This window comes from Mesorhizobium sp. M1050, from assembly GCF_040318715.1.
Taxonomy (GTDB): domain Bacteria; phylum Pseudomonadota; class Alphaproteobacteria; order Rhizobiales; family Rhizobiaceae; genus Mesorhizobium.
Window position 1 is genome coordinate 1 of sequence record NZ_JAMYMV010000099.1, and the last position, 18,426, is coordinate 18,426.

General features: G+C 63.3%; 11 protein-coding genes. 1 reads left to right on the top strand and 10 read right to left on the bottom strand.

Annotation, left to right across the window (positions count from 1 at the left end):
* A partial coding sequence (locus NKH57_RS30945; RefSeq protein WP_352949971.1) for a beta strand repeat-containing protein occupies positions 1-4,213 on the bottom strand: 4,213 nt, incomplete at its 3' end.
* A 324-nt stretch (positions 4,214-4,537) separates the two neighbouring features.
* On the opposite strand from NKH57_RS30945, the gene NKH57_RS30950 reads away from it, so the two are divergent.
* Entirely contained in the window at positions 4,538-5,476 is a 939-nt protein-coding gene (locus NKH57_RS30950) for a transglutaminase-like cysteine peptidase (protein WP_352949973.1), read from the top strand.
* A 43-nt stretch (positions 5,477-5,519) separates the two neighbouring features.
* Here the strand turns inward: NKH57_RS30950 and NKH57_RS30955 are convergent, their stop codons facing one another.
* The 9 genes from NKH57_RS30955 to NKH57_RS30995 form a co-directional block, all read right to left on the bottom strand.
* Entirely contained in the window at positions 5,520-6,161 is a 642-nt protein-coding gene (locus NKH57_RS30955; protein WP_352949975.1) for a ribbon-helix-helix domain-containing protein, read from the bottom strand.
* A complete protein-coding gene (locus NKH57_RS30960; protein WP_352949977.1) occupies positions 6,151-7,440 on the bottom strand; it encodes an HlyD family type I secretion periplasmic adaptor subunit in 1,290 nt (429 codons plus the stop codon). The genes NKH57_RS30955 and NKH57_RS30960 overlap by 11 nt, the downstream gene beginning before the upstream one ends.
* Before the next feature lie 42 nt (positions 7,441-7,482).
* A complete protein-coding gene (locus NKH57_RS30965) occupies positions 7,483-9,615 on the bottom strand; it encodes a type I secretion system permease/ATPase (RefSeq protein WP_352949979.1) in 2,133 nt (710 codons plus the stop codon).
* 39 nt (positions 9,616-9,654) lie between these two features.
* Complete coding sequence (locus tag NKH57_RS30970) at positions 9,655-11,103, bottom strand: TolC family protein (protein WP_352949981.1); 1,449 nt, start codon at positions 11,101-11,103, stop codon at positions 9,655-9,657.
* Between the two features lie 334 nt (positions 11,104-11,437).
* Positions 11,438-12,001: an invasion associated locus B family protein gene (locus tag NKH57_RS30975; RefSeq protein ID WP_502907353.1), complete on the bottom strand. Its 564-nt coding sequence runs from the start codon at positions 11,999-12,001 to the stop codon at positions 11,438-11,440.
* Positions 11,971-12,453, bottom strand: a complete 483-nt coding sequence (locus tag NKH57_RS30980; protein ID WP_352599798.1) for a DUF4189 domain-containing protein — start codon at positions 12,451-12,453, stop codon at positions 11,971-11,973. The genes NKH57_RS30975 and NKH57_RS30980 overlap by 31 nt, the downstream gene beginning before the upstream one ends.
* A 45-nt stretch (positions 12,454-12,498) precedes the next feature.
* Complete coding sequence (locus NKH57_RS30985) at positions 12,499-13,164, bottom strand: hypothetical protein (protein ID WP_352949985.1); 666 nt, start codon at positions 13,162-13,164, stop codon at positions 12,499-12,501.
* Between the two features lie 13 nt (positions 13,165-13,177).
* Entirely contained in the window at positions 13,178-13,759 is a 582-nt protein-coding gene (locus NKH57_RS30990; protein WP_352829056.1) for an invasion associated locus B family protein, read from the bottom strand.
* 7 nt (positions 13,760-13,766) lie between these two features.
* The gene (locus NKH57_RS30995) at positions 13,767-18,284 is read right to left on the bottom strand and encodes a YadA-like family protein (protein WP_352949987.1); all 4,518 of its coding nucleotides are present in this window, start codon (positions 18,282-18,284) and stop codon (positions 13,767-13,769) included.
* Positions 18,285-18,426 lie beyond the last annotated feature (142 nt).

Consider the following 18,426-nt stretch of genomic DNA (forward strand, 5'->3'; position numbering starts at 1 on the left):
CCGCAGCCGCGCCGTCGGCGCCGAACACCGGCGTAAACACCGATGCAAAGCTCGCCGTCGCATTCAGCCCAAGATTGCTCTCGTCGACCGTCAGCGGAGGCTGTGTCGCACTCGCCGTGACCGACGGCACATCGTCAATGATGTCAACAGAGATCGTCGAGGTCGAGCTGTTGCCGAAGCTGTCGGTCACAGTGTAGGTGAACACGTCCCTGCCGAGCTCCGTCGCAGCGCCGTTGTCGATGGCAGGCGCCGTCGTGAAGGGCGTGGTCAGCGTGTAGGTATAGTGGCCGTCCTGGTCGATCTGCAGCACACCGTAGGTGCCCTGCACGGTCACCGGGATGCCGCCGACCGCCGATGAGGTGGCTCCGGCGATGTTGGTTACATGCGGGCTGTCCGGATCGCCTAGCGTCAGTGTGCCCGTAACAGTCTCGGCCGTGCTCGATGGGCTCGTGCCCGTCACTGTGCCGTGGCCGATGTCGTTGCCTGTTGTGCTGGTGTCCAGCGCGGCCTCGTCAACCGTGACTGTGGCTGCAACAGGTTGCGGCGTGCCGCTCGACACTGTGATTGTCAGCGTCGAGGGCGAGGTGTCTCCGTCGCCGTCCGTGATGGTGTAGTTGAAGACGTCAATGCCCGACGCGTTCGGGTTGGCGTGATAGCTGTAGCCGCCATTGGCATCGACCGTCAGCACGCCATAGGTGCCCGGCACCGTGCTGCCCGCAACATTCGTCCAGGCAATCGAGGCGATGCCGTCGGCGCCTGCCGTGTCGTTGGTCTCGACATTGCCCACAACAGTCTGGCCTGACTGCGCCACGTCAATGTCGGCGTGGGCTGTCGGCACATCGTCGGACACCGTCACGTTGACCGTGCCGGTCGCCTGCGTGCCGTCGGTATCGGTGGCAACCACGCCGAGATGGCCCAGATTGACCAGATCGTCGGCGTTGATGCCGGGATGGGCATCGTAATTGTTGTTCAGCGTCGCCGTCACCGTCGCCACATTGTTGGCAACCGACAGGTCGAGCGCCACCACCGTCACGGCGCCGTCCTTGCCCACGACCTGGGTGTCCGACAACCTGGTCCAGGTCAGGTTGGCGGTGTTCAGCCCGCTCAAATCGGTGCCGAAGGCGATCGAGGCGATCGCGTCCGAGCCCGGCGTGAAGGTGATCGAGTTCGCGGCGAAGTCAGGGCCGGCCGGCGTCGAGCCGTCGCTCAGGTTCTGGTCGTCAAGCGCCAGCGTGATCGGAGCGCCCGCAGCCGGGCCTGCGCCGTCCGTGATCGTGAAGGCGATGTTGGCGGTCGAAGTGTCGAGATCGCCATCCGTCACCGTGTAGGTCGCGTTGACCGCCACCGGGCCGGAGCTGTTGTCGACCGAGGCATCCGGCGTGAACGAGTACGACCCGTCCGCCTTCACCTGGATGGTGCCCGCGCCGATGTCGACCGACTGCGAGTAGCCCGTACCGGGATCGAAGATCAGCAGCGTGCCGTTGACATGCGTCACCGTCGCGCCATCGGCGCCCGCAACGAAGTCCAGTGTCCCGGTCAGCGCCGGAGCACCTTCCGCAATTGACTGCGAGGCTTCATCATGGGCCGTCGGCACATCGTCGGACACCGTCACGTTGACCGTGCCGGTCGCCTGCGTGCCGTCGATATCGGTGGCAACCACGCCGAGATGGCCCAGATTGACCAGGTCGTCGAGATTGATGCCGGGATGTGCATCGTAGTTGTTGTTCAGCGTCGCCGTCACCGTCGCCACATTGTTGGCAACCGACAGATCGAGCGTCACCACGGTCACCGCGCCGTCCTTGCCCACGACCTGGGTGTCCGACACCCTGGTCCAGGTCAGGTTGGCGGTGTTCAGCCCGCTCAAATCAGTGCCGAAGGCGATCGAGGCGATCGCGTCCGAGCCCGGCGTGAAGGTGATCGAGTTCGCGGCGAAGTCAGGGCCGGCCGGCGTCGAGCCGTCGCTCAGATTCTGGTCGTCAAGCGCCAGCGTGATCGGAGCGCCGGCAGCCGGGCCTGCGCCGTCCGTAATCGTGAAGGCAATGTTGGCCGTCGAAGTGTCGAGGTCGCCGTCCGTCACCGTGTAGGTCGCGTTGACCGCCACCGGACCGGAGCTGTTATCAACCGAGGCATCCGGCGTGAACGAGTATGACCCGTCCGCCTTCACCTGAATAGTGCCCGCGCCGATGTCGACCGACTGCGAGTAGCCCGTGCCGAGATCGAAGATCAGCAGCGTGCCGTTGACATGCGTCACCGTCGCGCCATCGGCGCCCGCAACGAAGTCCAGTGTCCCCGTCAGCGCCGGAGCACCTTCCGCAATTGACTGCGAAGCTTCGTCATGCGCCGTCGGCACATCGTCGACGATCTTAACCGAGAGCGTGGCGTCGGTGCTCTGCAGATCCTGGTCCGTCAGCGTGACGGTGAAGTTCTCAAACAGGCTGTTCGTGCCCTGGATGGGGTCATGCGCCTCGTTGTCGACCAGCGTGTAGGTGTAGCTAACCTGGCCGGTGGCGGCATTGTAACCCGTCACATTGAGTGTGTTGCCGAGCGCGGTGGTGAAGGAGCCTGCGGTGAACGCGCCATTGGTGATGAAGGCATTGCCGTCGATCGCCAGCGAATGGATGCCGTCGGGCGACGAGATGGTGAAAGTGCCGGCGCCGGTCTCGGCAGTGCTTGCCGGATCCGACCCAGGTCCGCCCGGCGTGCCGACATTCAATGCAGCCTCGTTGACGACGACATCGCCGCCATTGGCCGCCGGCGTCAGGTCGGTGATGACAGGCGTCGAGTTGCCGATCGAAATCGTCAATGTGGTGTGCGAGGTGTCGCCGTCGCCGTCCTTGATCGTGTAGGTGAACACGTCGTTGACGCCGCCGGGCGTGCCGGCGTCGCGCACGTAGGTATAGCTGCCGTCACTGTGCAGCGTCAGCTTGCCGTAGGCGCCCTGGAACGGCACGTCGAGCGTAGCCGCGTCAGTGACATCGGTATTGGTGTTGCCGGCCGCAACGCCCACCACCGTCGCCCCGTCGGCGCCCTGGGTGTCGGCAATGCCGTCCGTGGTGTTGCCATCACCCGCATCCGTACCACCGACAAGCACATTGCCCGTGGCGGGGCCGAACTGGCCGGCGGCGATGCTGTCGATATCGGCAACCGCCGTCGGCACATCGTCGACGATGGCGACGGCAAAGGTGGTGCTGGCCGTATCGCCGTCGACATCCGTGACAGTGATGCTGAAATTGTCCGAGACCGTGTCGTTGGGATTGAATCCATCCCCCTGCAAGGGATGCGTGACCGATTCGGTCACCGTGTAATTGTATTCGATAGCGCCCGTGGTCGGATTGAAGGAGACGATCGTGATGTAGCCGAAATCCCCCAGGATTTGCTGGCCGACGCCGATGACGGTGGCGCCGTTGATGACTATCGACCCGATTCCATCCGGCGCGTCGATGCTGATCGCTCCAGTGCTGGAGGTTTCCGAGTGGCTCGGCGCATCGCTGCCCGGCGATTGTCCCTTGCCGCCGTCGAGGCCCGTTTCGCTGGCCGCCTCATCCGGGGCAAGCAAGGACGTGGCCGTCACTGTAACCTGCCTGTCGACGATCGAGGGGAACAGTTCGCGCCGGTCCAATTGACCAAACTGCAAGGCCGTCGGCGGCAGCAGGGCCGACAGGTCGAACCCGTCGCCGATACCGCCGGGAGGGACCGAGAAGTCTCCGCCTGCACTGGAATTCGAACCGCCCGGGCCGGCCGATATGGAACCGTCGGCACCGAAGGCGACATCGACATGGCTGGCTTCCAGCGCTGCCAGCAAGGCAACGCGCGGCACCTCGACGTCGCCGATGATGAAGGTCGGCACGTGCAAGGCGCCGTCCTTGATCACGATCACCGAGCCGTCGGCCTGTTCGAGCACAAGGTTGTTGCCGTCGACCTTGATGTTGTCGATCGAAACGTTGGACGGAAGTTTTACAATGTTGCCAGCGTCAGCCACATATTCGTGCGCTGCCGCCGCCGCGGGTGCGTTTGCCGTCGCCGGCGCCTCCGGCTTGGCGGGCGCTGCGCCGACATCGACCGGCACCGGTTCGGACGCTGCCGGGGCGGGCTGCGTCGACGTTGCCTGTGCGACCAGCATCTCTGCCGGCGAAATCTGACTGTTGTGTTCACCGGACGCGGAATGGTCGTCCATGGAACCCGAAAAGCTGTCCAAATCGATATTGGTGGTCATTGCTGAAACCCCTCCGTCATTTCCCGGAAAGAGACAGTGGCGACCTCTGCTTTGCAACCGTCCTGCAATCTATTTCATATACTCGGATATGCATGGTTCGGCATTTTTTACACGTGGTAAACTACAACAATATAACATGATATACATTGACGCCCGTGGAAGCCGAAAGGATGGAGGTGAGCCGCGATTGTTTGGTAAATGGAAGTATAAATTTGTATAAAATTTTACGCAAAATAGTCGAAGTGATTTGGGGGAAAGTTATCTACCTTCCTTTCCAATAATTTGAGACAAGATTGGTAGCGTCCACAGTCAAAGGTGGGCGTCATGAAAAAAGAAAACTCAGCTCTGGGAAAAACCGGGCTCAAGGTGCTCCTGCTGGCAATCGCGCTTGTCGGCCTGGCAGGGCCATCATTCGCGAACGCAATTTCCAGCGATGCAGCCGCACAGGGCGCGCCTCTGGAAAGGGTCCAGACGCCGCCCTGCCTCGGCGGTGTGTCGCTGGCGAGGCCTCAGCCCTGGCAGCCTGCTGCCCCTTACCGCATCGGCATGGTGTTCGGCAGCTATGGCCCGGCGATTGCCGATCGCGGCGACAGCCCGTCAATGGCGCAAGCCGGGATAGACCCTGTGCAGACCGCGTCGATCATTCCGGGCGTGTTCGGGTCGGTCGCCCTGTCGATGCGCAATTTTCCCGTCTCGGCCCGCTGGGCGCCCGTCTACCGGGCAATCATCGCCTGTTCGGCTGGCAGCGACTGCGAGCGCAAGAGCGCGGCTTTCGTCGACATGGTCTCCGTCGCCCAAGGCAAGGGGTTCAGCGAGAAACTGTCCTTCGTCAACAGCGCCGTAAATCACCTGATCGCCTACAGGAAAGACAGCGTCGTCTATGGCAAGCTCGACTATTGGGCGAAGCCGTCGGAGATCCTCGAACGGCGGGCCGGAGACTGCGAGGATTTCGCCATCCTCAAGATGACGGCTCTGCTGAGGGCCGGCATCCCAACGCAAAGCATGGCGCTGGTCGTTCTCCAGGACCGCAAGCGAGGCTTCTTTCACGCCGTGCTGTCGGTGAGCACGGGTAGCGGCACCTTCATTCTCGACAGCCTCAGCAACACCGTTATGCGCGACAGCGATCTGCCGGATTACGTTCCGCTCTATTCGTTCAGCACGGACCGCGCCTGGATCCACGGGTCCAGACCGGGCGAAGCCCAGATGGCCGACATCAAGGGTGGCTTCGCGACGGTCGCGCCGGGCGAAGGTTTTCAGCCGTAGGTCTACGCCAGGATTGGCAAAGCCGTCCAGTGAGCGGACCGGTCTAGCCGGCGAAGACGAACGCCATCAGCAACTCCGGCTCGACCACCGGCGCGCGCACCGCATTCAACTGCCCACGGTATCGACGTTCGCCGGCACCTATGACAAAGCCGGTGGCCACCGGCGTTTCGCCATTGGCATCGAGCCGCGCGAAGATATCAGCCACATTGAGGTCCAGCGCCAGCTTGAGGTCGTTGCGCGCATCATCGCTTGGGGCGATCGGCAGTTGACGCTTGACCAGCTGCTGGAACGGCGCGTTGAACGTCAGGATCTTCTTCGACGATGCCAGCGCAAAGGCCGGCGACGGGCAAGCGACCAGTATGGCGTTGATGGTATTGATCGACGCAAGCTTTCGCAACGTCAGGTTCTCGTCCCCCAATCCACGCATGCAGGCCACCCGGATCGCAGATGTCAGGTTGCCTGTCTGCGCCTGGCTTTCGGCGATCTCGTCGATGAGCATGCCGATCGTGCATTTGCGGACTTCGGCCATGTGCTTCAGCGCCATCCAGAATGCCCGCTCCAGACGGATGCCGCGTCGTATGCCGCCGCGCGCCACCACCCGAAATTCCAGCCCAAAATCCTCGGCTGTGACCGACGGCAGCAGCCGCTCGCGATCAGGCTGATGGAGGCTGGCGCTACCGCTCACTCATCGCCTCCTCACGCGCCTTGTTGATCGGCTTCAGGAGGTAGTGCAGGATCGTCTTGCGCCCGGTCTTGATGTCGACTGAACAGATCATGCCGGGGATGATCGAATAGGCTTTGCCGTCTCTCTGAAGTGTCGATTTGTCCGTCGACACGCGCACCTGATAGTAGGGTTCCCCGGTCTTCTGATCGACCAGACTGTCTGCCGTGATGTTCGAAACCTTGCCCTCGATGCCGCCGAAGATCGAGAAATCATAGGCGGTGACTTTGATAAGTGCTTCCTGGTCGGGGCGGATGAACGCGACATCCCGTGGCGAAACCCGTGCCTCCACCAGCAAGGTCTCGGAGGTCGGCACGATGCCGGCCACCACGGCGCCAGGCTGGACGAAGGCGCCGACCGTGTTCAGCTCCAGCGTGTTGACGATGCCGTCCACCGGAGACCGGATATCGGTGCGGGCCACCTTGTCGGTCGCCCCCCTTATGGTTTCACCCACCACCGAAAGGTCCGCCAGCGCCTGGGTGAGGTCGTCCAACGCCTCCTGCTGCAGTTGCAGGCCGAGTTCCTCGACCTGAAGCTGTGCTTCCGTGATCGCCGCCTTGCCCTTCTTGATGGTCTCGCCCGCCAGGTTCAGCTGACCGTTGAGTTCGGTCTGCTCGCGTTCCACCCGGAGTTGCTCGGTCCTTGCCATCAGGCCTTTCTTGACCATCGCGTCGACCAGCGTTGCCTCCTGGTCGCTGACGGCCAGGTTCTTGGTCAGACGGTCGGAATTGGCGATCGCCTCGGCCAGTTCCTTTTCGCGCTGGTCGAGGCGTGACTTGAGCACGGATAGCTTGTTGTCGGAATTCTCGCGTCGGGCAATGAGCAGCTTCTGTTCATTGTCGCAGATTTGCGGAGCGATCGACTGAATGTCTTGCGGGCACGGAAATGCGCCCGACAGATTGCCGGCCTGTTCGTATTTCAACCTTGCTATGCGCACTTCCAGCGCGCGCGCCTTGGCCTGCTGCTCGCCGAGGCTGGACGTGTTGAGGGTGTTGTCCAGACGGATGATGAGATCGTTCTTCTTGACGATCTGGCCGATCGTCACGGCGATCTCCTGGACGACACCGGCTTCACTCGCCTGAATGACCTGGGTCTTGGAAGCGGGTATGACCTTGCCGTCGCCGCGTGCGATCTCATCGACTTCGGCAAAGGAGGCCCAGGCGACAAAAGCGACGAAGAGCGCTCCTATGATGAATATGGACGCCGACGCGAAAAGCGGCGGTCGATCTTCCCTGGCAAGCATTTCCCACGCCCCAACGCATTGGATGCATTACTATTTGTTCTATCAGGCGCTTGTTTTCTGCAACGCCTGTATGACTTGGTCCTTCGGACCGTCGGCAACGATCTTGCCCCGCTCGATGACGATCAGGCGGTCGGCCAGTTCAAGCATGCTGAACCGGTGTGTGGAGACGATCAGCGTCGTGTCGCGGTCAAAGGCGACTTTCAGCTGCTTGATCAACTGGCGTTCCGATGCGAGATCCATCGAGCCCGATGGTTCATCCAGAAAGACGATTTTCGGCTTGGTCAAAAGCAGGCGTGCGATCGCCACCGTCTGCCTCTGGCCGCCGGAAAGATTGGTGCCGCGCTCGCCGACATTCATGTCGTAGCCGCGCGGGTGGCGTGAGACAAAATCGTCGACGCCGGCGGCCTTCGCCGCTTCGATGATCTGCTCGTCGGTAGCCTCGGGGCATGCCATCAGGAGGTTTTCCTTGATGGTGCCCGAGAACAGGTCGCCAGCCTGCGCAACGATGCCGACCGCGGCGCGAACCTCGGACGGGTGATACTGGCGAATGTCGATCCCATCCAGCAGCAGCTCGCCGGAAGTCGGCAGGAAAAGCCGGCCGATAAGACGACCCATCGTCGTCTTGCCCGATCCTATGCGGCCGATGATACCGACCCGCTCACCTGGCTTCACCGAGAAATTCAGGCCGCTCAAAACCTCGTTTTCCGTGCCGGGATAGACGAACCCGACGTTTCTGAACACCATCGCCCCGCTGCGAATGGGGCGATTGACGAAACCCACCGTGTCCGGCCGGTCTTCCGGCTGAGCCATGATCGAGTTCACCATCCTCAACGAGAGCATGGCCTGGCGGAACCGGGACAGCGTGATGGCGATCTGGCCGAGCGGAGCCACGGCCCGGCTCGCCAGCATCACCGTTCCTATGATTGCTCCTGTCGAAACATGCCCTTCCGAGAAGGCGTAGGCACCGGCCACGACCAGAGCGACGGTCACCAGCTGTTGTATGGACTGGGTTATGTTGCCCGCGGCCGCCGACAATTGCTTGATCTTCTCGGAGGTGTTGGCGGCGTTCTTGGAGTGCTCCCCCCATTTGCGCAGCAGGTACGCCTCGGCGCGCAGCGACTTGATCGTCTCCAGCGTGGAGATGGATTCGACCAGCAGGGACTGGCGTTGCGAAGCTTCGTTCATCGAGGCGGCGACGCGCTTGCCGATGCGACGCTGCGTGATCAGGCCGACGACAACCGACATCACGAAGGCCAGCGCCGGTATGATCACCAGCCAGCCGCCGATCGCATAGATGACAAGCAGAAAGACGAAGACGAATGCCGTGTCGATGAATACGCTGATGGTGTTCGAGGTGAAGAACTCCCTGACGAACTCGTATTGCGTGACCCTGTTCGCGTATTCACCGGTCGAACCGGGACGCGCCGACAGCGACGAGTTCAGCACTTTCTCGAACAGAAGATACGATATCCGAAGATCGGCTTTGCGCCCTGCATAGTCGATGAGGGCAGCCCTGGCCGTCTTCAAAAGCAGGTCGAACAGGATGACGGCGCCAATGCCGATTGCCAGAACCCACAGTGTCGATATCGCCTTGTTCGGCAGGATCCTGTCGTAGACGTTCATCGTGAAGATGGGCGAGGCTATGGCCAGCATATTGATGAACACCGCCGCCAGGACGACCTTCGAATAGGTGCGCCAGAAAGCGCCCATCGTTCCGGTAAGCCAATGTCTTCGCTCGATCTTGGCTGCCGAGCCGACCGTCATCCCCTCGGCCGCGTTGGCATAGGTGATCGAGAAGGACGCTCCACCGCTGATGTAGCTGGCGGCGAGTTCCGATCTGCCGATTGCGGTGCGACCGTCCTCCTGGGGCGCGGTGATATACGCGCCGTCTTCGGTTTGCGCGAGCAGGGCGATGGGCAACTGGCTGACGCGAAAGACGATGGCGGGCAGGTCGATGCGGCCCCTGAGAAAGTCGCGGTGGCTGAACTCGGTGACTTCCATGCCGATGCGCTCGGCAAGGTGCCTGATGTCGTCGACTTCAATTCGGGTGTCCGACAGCGGTACGCCGGCGAACAGCACCGTCTCCGCGCTCGGCCTGCCGAGATATCCGGCAACGGCTGAGAAGCAGGCCTTGAACGCCTCCTTGGGAGACAGGATATGGGGTTGCTGGTTCACGATCTGCCCGTCGGAACTCTCGCTGGACTTTGCGCCGTCTTACTTCTTCCTCACCGGGGCGAGAATGTCGAAAGGCAGGTCGTTCTTCTGCTCCGACGGCGTCCGCGCATAGGTCTCGGTGTCCGCGGTTTCCGGTGCCGCAAACTCGGTTCGCGCATAGGCCGTCGCTTGTTTCGCCGGCTGAAGGTTCATCGTTTTCAGCAACTGTCCGGTCGCGGCCAGCAGCCGGTACTGGGCAAACAGCGATGCATAGGACGAGGTATCAGCCAGCGTTGCGGTGTTGAACCGCGTATTCTGTGCATCGAGCACGTCGAGCAGCGAACGCTGTCCGACTTTGAACTGCTCGCGATAGGAAGCGACCAGCTTCTCACTGGAGGCGGCTTGTTGCCTCAGTGTCTTTGCCAGATCGGCTTGCCGGAAACGGCGATCCCATGAGGTGCGAACGGCTTCCTCGATTTCGCGCTGGACCTGATGCAGCGCCAGACGCTGTTCGCTGGTGCGGCGGATCTGCTCCTGCTCGTTGGCCTTGTCGATACCGCCGCGGTAGAGATTCCAGCGCAGGACCACGCGCGCCTGCAGGTCGCTGGTGTCGCCATCGTCGCCGTCAATGTCGGCTCCCGCCCGGGCGCGACCTTCAGCGATGATGGAAGGACCAAATTTTGCCCGTGCAGCATCCACGAGGGAGGCCGCCGCATCGATGTCGCTGTTGGCCATGTGCACGCGCGGATTGCTTTCCCGCGCCAACCCTATTGCCTCGTCAAGCGAGCGTGGGAGCGCGGCCGAGACATCGCCCGGCCTCGAAGGGCTGGTCAGTGGCTTTCCGACGGTCTTGAAGAAGCGGATCTTGGCCGCTTCCAGTTCCTCGGTCGCCTCTTGCATGCGCGCCTTGGCGGCGAACAGCCGTTCCTCGGCCTGTTGCCGGTCGGCCTCGTTCAGCGCGCCGCCCGAAATGCCTTGCCGGATGTCGCCGAGAATTGCCTGGTGGAAGCCGAGATTCTTCTTCGCTTCGGCAACGATCGAAGCCTGCAGCATGTACTCCAGGTAGTCCTGGACAACGGACAGCCCGATGAATTCGGAGCGTTCCAGCACCCGGAACGAAGCGCCATCGACGCGCGATGCCTGGCGGTTCAACTCGGCCCGCCTTGCGCCGCTGTCATAAAGCGTCTGCGAAACCGTAAGATCGGTTTCAGCCGGATAGAGCGCGTCGTCTTCGATGGAAAGCGATCGCCGGGACGGATTGTCGAGCCGGCGAACGCCAGCCGATGCCTCGACGTCGACGCTGGGAAGATAAAGCCCCTTGGCCTGCCGCAGCTCGAATTCGATGGCTTCGCGGTTTTCGATTGCCTGTCCAATCTCAGGATTGGATTCCACCGCAACGGCCATCGCCTCCTTGAGCGTGAGCGCATGAGCGCCCCCGAAGGTCAGCATGGTGGCCGCCATCAAAAGACCAAGGCGCTTGCCTATGGTCGACATGCTTGTCGTATTCATATGAACCCACCCTACGGTTTCCCCAGCGCCCCTATTACTTGAGCGCTATGGCCAAGCCAAGGCCTACCTGTCGGGGGATTATTCACAGATTCATGAAATTTGTGAGCGATTATTGGTTTAGCCGCCACTAAAACGGCGATTCAGATCAGAAGAGCGGCGGGATGTAACAAAAATGGCACATAGAAATCGACCCGCTGCGGCTGTACCCGGACGCCGCCACGTGTGGGAAAGCGGCCGATGAAGCCAGAATCATACCGGCTACTAACGGCCGAAGCCGGGGCTGGATCGCTATTTCGGACAGCGCCACGAGGTGCAGGCTGCCCCCCGTTCCCCCTCAACGCGCGCTTAACGCGGTCATACGGTCGGGCGCCGCGGTCAGCCCGTGCAGCGACACCGGGAATGTCAGCGGGGTCTCGGCATCTGTCGTGACATTGAGCTTCAGCACGGAGCCTTCCCGCAGTTTTCCAAGCACCGACCGTTCGATGGCAAAGACCGCGAGGCAACCCGTTGGCAGGCAGGTCCTGAAGCGCTGCTGGGACAATGGCGGCCGATCGTCGATCTGGAGCGTCACGCCTGAGTCGAGCAGTATGCCGAAGGGTAGAAGCAGGGTAGCCGTCGTCGAACCGTCCGCGCGTCCCGCGATTTCCACCGCAAGAAGCCTCTGGCCGTTCTGCTGGACCTGGTCCTGCGAAAGTGAACACACCCTTGCCTTCTCGCGGACGGAACAGGCCACGCTCCAGTCCTGATAGACTTCGCGCAGCGACGACGGTCCGTCGAGGACCGCCGCCACCTGTTGCTGGGCCAAGGCCGGCGACATCAATGAGAATACGATTGCCCCAAACGCGGAGACGGCCTTGAGGCCACGCTTCATGTACAAACCCACTCGCGGATCTTGCATTTGCTTCCCGCCGCCTCGCAGGCCTGCAAAGCGAGGTCTTCCGCTTCACGACGCGTTTCGGCGGAATCCACGCCCCAGGGCGTGAACTGCCGGTCATTCGCCTTCTCGGCCAAGGCCAGGGCACCGCAATGCTTGTAGGGAAAGCCGGTATCGTCGTCGTCGTTCCAATGGCGATGATTGCGGAACACCGTTACGACGGTGCAATTATCTCCGCCCGCGTTCTTGCAATGCTTGAGCGCGATATCCGACGCCTCCTGCCGCTTGTCGGCGCCCCAGAAGAAGCCGTATTTGACGTCTGTGCTGGAATAGGCGATCGCCGCCCAGATGCCTTTTTCCTCCTGCGGTGGTGGCGCCGGCGGTTCGGGTGGCGCTTCCGGCAGATCGGCCGAGATGACCTGCCCGGCCCAGAGCAAGGCAAAGCCAAGAACAGCAGCCAAAGGTCCGTATCTCATAGTCAGCAATCCTCTGCAGGAGCCGTCGCCATCAGCTTCGCGTCCTCACTTCGACGCCGAAGCGACGGAGATCACCACACAGCTGTTGCCTGTCGGCAGGAGAAGGGCTTCACCCGCGTTACCGCCAAGCTCGTACACCTCGACCTTGCCAAGATGGTCGGTGATCTTGCTGCCCTGCGGAAGAACGGAGGGTATATCGGAACACGGACTGGCGAACGGCGCCACCCGTACCATCGCTCCCTCGCAACCCGAAGCGGTGGGCGATGCGAAAACGACGCCGGCGGCCGGTCCGCTATAGCGCTCGGTCGAATAGTCCATGCCGACAAAGGCCTGAACGGCATGTTTGTCGGCGGCCTGGTCGTTCCACAGCGATTTGACGCTGTATTTGGCGCCGGTCGTCAAGATCTGCCCGAGCACCGGGTAGATCGTCGAACAGGCCTGCACACCGGCTTGCTTGACGTGCTCGAGGAAAGGCGTGTCCGGAAGTGCTGGCGCGGCTGCCTGCGCCTGTGCGGCCGTCGCGCCGCCGATCAGGTTGGTCATCGCGACGTAGTTCGCGGCGGCGAAGCCCAGGCCAGCCATCGTCAGCCCCATCAGCGAAAGTGCGAGGACGCGCGGCCACCGCCGCCGCGGCGGCTCGGCGAGCCTCTGCCGATCCGGCTCGACGGTCGGGCTGCGTTTTGCGGACATGAACTGGTCCTGCTGGCTCATGATGCTTCCCCGGTCATTTGATTGGCGAAAGGGCTTGCGTCAGCCCCTTGAGTGTTGCGGTCACGGTGATCGTCTGGCCATCGACGGTCGAATAGGAGATCGCCGGCGTCGCGCTCTGCGATATCTGCTGGCGCATCACGGGCCCGACCGGCAACATGCCGACACAGACCACGTCGTTGCAGCCGTTCAAGTGAACGTCGATCGGCTTCGCCTGTCCGTCGAATTTCAGCGACACAAGGCCGTCGCTCCTGGCGTTCGGCGCGGTGCGCAGGATCATGTACGGCTTGCCGTCCTGCGTGGCCGCAAGCGACCAGCTGAAGGCCATCTTGCCGGATGTGTCCTCGATCACCTGCGAGACATTGCAGACCTTCTTGCGGGCCTTGAGGTTCTCGTCGCAGATCAGCGTCCAATTTTCGAAGGGACGGATGGTGCGCTGGTATTCCCCGAGTTTCGCCTCGGGGGGTACCACCACGTCCGAGGGCTTGATCCTGTATGTCGAGCCTGCCTGCCCGGCAGCCTGCACGAGGCTACCCGACAGCACCAGACAAGTCAGTGCGGCAAGCCCGAGGCCGGCATGTCTGGTCAGTCTGTTCATCCCCGCCTCAGTTCAAGGTGAAGCTGAGGCCGGCGCCGACCCCGACATCTCCGCCCGCCGCCGTGCCCGAGACATTACCGCGGATACGGCCGTCTTCGCTGGTGTAGCCCGCGCCGAAGGCGAACGCACTCTCGTCCCGCCAGAAGCCGCCGCCGGCCGCCACGCTCAACTTTCCGGGACGGTCGTCGTAGCGCAGCGAGGCTGCGGCAAGGCCGATGGCCGCCGCTTGCCGTGCTTCGTCCCGGATGCCGCTGATGTCCGAATTGAGCTGGCCGAGTTTCTGGTCGGTGTAGTTGTTGGCTTGCTGGAGCGTCGTGCCTGCTACCTGATCGGTATAGGTCTTCGAATCTGCCAGCGTGAGCGACAGCCCGTCGTTGAGTTGCTTGACGTTGACCGCATCATTGTTCGCGACGCCCGCCCCGACATTGTGGATGACCACCGGAGCGTTCGGATCGCCGCCAGCAAGCGTCAGCGAGTTGGATTTGTTGCCGTCCACGTCCTTGTCGTACTGGACGGAGAACTCAGCGAGATCGCCGACACTCCCCTGCACTGCCTCGACTGCCTGGTTGGTCGCATAGAGCTGGCTGCCGTTGATGGCGTCGGTGGAGGTGGAACTGATCCGGCCCGCCGCCACATTGGTGATGGTGCGCTCATTGCCGGCGCTGCCGACGCTCACCGTGCTCGTCGGAGCGGTTCCGGCAAACGTGTAGTTGACGCCGTTGATCGTGGTGCCGGTGGTGGCGACCGCCGCCGTCGTCGTCGAGCCCGCGCCGAGAGCGACGCTGCCCGGCTCGTTGGCCGTGGCGCCGGCGCCAAGCGCCATTGCCTGGGCGCCGTTGGCGGTCGAGTTCGTGCCGAAAGCAATGCTGTCGGCCTGATTGACCGTCGCGTTCTGGCCGATCGCGATGCCTCCCGGCGCCGTCTGCTGCACGATGGCCCCGTTGCCCATGCCAATGCCGTTGTCGCCGTTGACGGTCGTGCGCGGACCAACCGCAACCGAATCGACGCCGACCGCAAGCGAGTCCGATGCCGTCGAATTGGCGTGGAAATACTTGGTCCCTGTCACCGCGAAGGAGCTCAGCGCGCCCTTCAACTGGCGAAGCGAGACCGCGTCCTGGTCCTCCGTGCCGTCGGCTACATTGGTGATCTGGCGATAAGAGGTGGAGGTGCCCACCGAAACGGCGCCGAGCAGTGTCAGGTCGGTGGTGTTGTAGGGAATGAGGCCGGTGCCGGCGAGGATCGATCCCGATGCGGGCGCTACCACGCGATCCGAGACCGAACCGGAACCGAGCGCAACGCCGCCGTCGATGCTGACATTGCTGTCGCGCCCGAGGGCCAGCGCGCTGGCGCCGGTAGCGGTTGCCTGGTAGCCGACGGCGGTGGAGCCGATCCCTTGCGCGAAGGAATCGGTTGGCGCCAGTCCAGCCTCGTTGGTGCGGGCATAGCGGATACCGATGCCATTGGCGTCGGTATAAGCAGTCGAGGTGTCGCCGGCGATGTTGGCGATCGTGTTGCCGAGATTGGTCACGGAACCGCCGATGGTGCTGAGCGTGGTGCCGATAGCGTCGACGGCCTGGTTGGTGGCGAACAACTGCGAACCATTGATCGCATCCGTCGAGGACCCGCTGATCCGCCCTGCCGCGACGTTGGTGATGGTGCGCTCGGCGCCGACCGCGCCGACGCTGACCGTCGAGGTTGGGTTGGTGCCCTGGAACGCATAGGTCGTGCCGTTGATCACGGTGCTGGGCGTGCCGACCGCCACGGCCGTGACCGAGCCCGAGCCGAGCGCGACGGCGCCCGCGTTGCTGGCGGTGGCGTTGGCGCCCAGCGCGAGCGCATCGGCGGCGCTGGCGTTGGCTTGTTTGCCGAGAGCGGTCGCTTGAACGTCGGTTGCGAACGCGTTCTGGCCGACCGCCGTGCTTGACAGGGCTGTCGCATTGGCGTTTGCGCCGACGGCAGTGCTGTATTGGCCCGAGGCCTTGGATATGTAGCCCATCGCCGTTGCGTCGAGGGCCGATGCGACGGCGCCGCTGCCGATCGCCGAGGCATTGGCGTCGGTGGCGCTCGAATTGGTGCCGGCCGCGATGGCGTTCGTCCCTGTCGCGGTCGCAACAGGTCCAATCGCGACGGAGTCCGTACCCGATGCCAAGGAATCCGCCGCCGTCGAGTTGGCATGGAAATACTTGATGCCGCCGATATTGATGTTGGTGATGGCAGCACCGATGGCGTCGACCGCCTGGTTGGTGGCGAAGAGCTGCGAGCCGTTGATCGCATCGGTCGACAGCGCGCTGACGCGCCCCGCCGCCAGGTTGGTCAGCGTACGCTCGGCGCCAGGAGCGCCGATGCTGACGGTCGAGAGCGGGTTGGTGCCCTGGAACGCATAGGTCGTGCCGTTGACCACCCCGCTCGCGGTGCCGACGGCCGTGGCGGTGACAGAGCCGGAGCCGAGCGCCACGTCGCCGGAGCTCGCCGCCGCCGTCGCGCCATTGCCCAGCGCGACGTTGCCGACGAAGCCGGCAGCACCGGCCGTGGAGCCGTTACCCAGCGCCACTGAGCCTTGCCCGATCGCCTTGTTGTTGTTGCCGATGGCGACCGCGCCATTGGCCATATTGGCCGCGCTGGCACTCGCCGTGCCGTCGCTATTGGCGATGTTGTTGGCGCCGCCGGTGAAGGCGCCAGTGCCGCTGGCGTAGCTCGGATCGCCGATGGCGACCGCGCCGTCGCCATAGGCTTGGTTGCCGAAGCCGATGGCCACGGCCTTGCCGCCATCGGTGACTGCGCCCGTGCCGATGGCGACGGAGTCGGCGGAGAGCGCAGCGGACTGTAGACCGACCGCGATGGCGTTGGCTGCGGTCGCCTGGCTGTCACGTCCCATCGCAATGGCGTCGGCGTCGGATGCCGTCACGTCCGTGCCGATGCCGATGGCGTTGTCTCCGCTGGCGCTTGTCGCAAATGTGCTTGAGCCGAGATAGACGGAGTTTATTCCGGTCGCCCTCGTCCCAGAGCCGAGAGAGATGGAATTCACGGCGGTGCTTTGGGCGCCGCGGCCGAGCGCGGTACTGTTGAGTCCGGTGGCGCGGGCTTGACGTCCGGCGGCAGTGGAATTGTCGGCGCTGGCTACGGTGCCGAAGCCGAGAGCGGTACTGTCTATACCGCTCGCCGTGGCACCCAAGCCCAGCGCGCTTGCGCTCGCGGCTGTCGCCGTGGCGTTGTTGCCGACTGCTGTTGCGGAGACGTCCGTAGCCTGGGCTCCGGAGCCCGCCGCGACCGAGCCCACTCCGCTCGACACGGCCGAATTGCCCAGGGCCAGAGCGAAATTGCCCGAAGCCGTGGCAACATTGCCGAACGCTGCCGAGTCTAATGCCGATGCATTTGCCTGGGGACCAACGGCTGCGGCATTGGCGCCGGCGGCCTGGGCCTGGAAGCCCACGGCTGCCGAATTGGCGCCACTCGCGGTCGAGGCAGCGCCCATCGCGGTGGCGAAAGCACCGGAAGAGACCGCATTGGTGCCGATCGCGATGCTGTTAGGCAGGGCTGTGTTGGCCTGAACGCCTGCAATCGCGCCCAGGCCGAGCGCGATCGACTGGTTGCCCCAGGCGCTGGCTGTGGTGCCCATCGCCATGGCGCCCGTTCCCGTTGCCTTGCTTGAGCGTCCGATGGCAGTGGTGTCAACCTGAGACGCTGTCACATCCGTGCCGATGGCGATGGCGCTCTGGGCCAGCGCTCCCGTTCCGGCGGCGGTACGCGAGCCGAGATAGACGGAGTTTATCGCAGTTGCGGTCGACTGGAAGCCGACAGCGACTGCATTCTGATTGCTTGCAATGGCGTTGCCACCTTGGGAAATCGAATCCACGCCGGATGCTGTTGCCCCGAACCCGAGCGCGGTGGCGCGCAGTCCGGTCGCCCGGGTGACATAGCCGATCGCCGTCGAGTTCAGTCCGTCGGCTCGCGCATTATTGCCAAAGGCGGCCGCGCCTGTGGTTGCAACCGAATTGACGCCAATGGCGCTTGCTGCGTCCCCGTTGGCCTTGGCATTCCCGCCCAGGGCGAGGGCATTGACGCCGGTTGCGCCTGCGAAGACACCTATGCCTATGGAGTTGAGGCCATTGACACCCATCGCATAGCCGATGGCGATCGTGCCGTCGCCCGTTGCACTGTTGGAGGAGCCCAACGCCACGCTGTTATTGCCATTCGTCGCGGTACCGTTACCGATGGCGACGGCGTTGCCGCCTGTCGCCGAACCGCCGCCGGCCTGGTATTGTGCCTGGGCCGGCGCGGAGAGGCCGAGCGCGGCGAGCGCGGCAAGGCCGCCGATCGCGCCTGCCGAACGCACACTGCCGCCGGCGCCCAGCGTTCCCAGCCCCATATTCTTGCGGCCGAGGCCGAGCACGCGGTGCGCCATGCGCAGCACCGCCATCAGGCGGCGGCGCGTCGAGCGAGAGCCATGACCGGCGCCCGCGATCCAGTGCCCGGCAAAATTCACCGCCCGCGCAAACGAGCCATTGGAAATGTGATTGTCGGTCATGGTCCCTCTCCGCCCGCCTGCCGGCGTGAAAATGTCTGACAATACGAACTGATGCTAAGAGACTGTTTTGAAAATCGGCTTGCCGGGGGGTTTCGTCTGAGGCTGGGTTATGATTCAAGCTTTAGATGTGGACAAAGCAGAG